Source organism: Frateuria sp. YIM B11624, from assembly GCF_049727805.1.
GTDB lineage: Bacteria > Pseudomonadota > Gammaproteobacteria > Xanthomonadales > Rhodanobacteraceae > Frateuria_A.
The window spans coordinates 1-555 of the sequence record NZ_JBCNYA010000069.1; the positions used below are offsets into that span (position 1 = coordinate 1).

General features: G+C 70.3%; 1 protein-coding gene. It reads right to left on the minus strand.

Annotated features, from left to right (window positions below):
• Nucleotides 1-555: UDP binding domain-containing protein (locus AAIL17_RS18215; protein WP_424684242.1), on the minus strand; the 555-nt coding region annotated here is incomplete at both ends.

A 555-nucleotide genomic window follows, 5' to 3' on the forward strand; every position in this document is an offset into this window, starting at 1 on the left:
GCCCGTCGAAGATCGCCGGCTCCTTGAGCGTGTCCCGGATGCGTGTGAAGTCCGGCGCGCGGAACGCCTTCCATTCGGTCACGATCGCCAGCACGTCGGCGCCCTCCAGCGCCTCGTACGCGTCCTCACACAGCACCAGATCCGCACGCTCGCCGTAGATGCGCCTGGTCTCAGCACGCGCCTCCGGATCGAACGCCCGCACCGTCGCGCCGGCCGCCCACAACTGCTCCATCAGCCGCCGGCTGGAGGCCTCGCGCATGTCGTCGGTGTTCGGCTTGAACGCCAGGCCCCACAGCGCGACGGTCTTGCCCTCGAGCGCGCCGCAGTAGTGCCGCTCGATCAGCTCGAACAGCTTGCCCTTCTGCGCCTGGTTGACCGCCTCCACCGCACCGAGCAGCTTCGCGTCGTAGTCCACCGTGCGCGCGGTGCGCTCCAGCGCCTGCACGTCCTTGGGGAAGCACGAGCCGCCGTAGCCGGCGCCCGGGTAGATGAAGTGGTAGCCGATGCGCGGGTCCGCGCCGATGCCGCGGCGCACCTGTTCGATGTCCGCGCCCA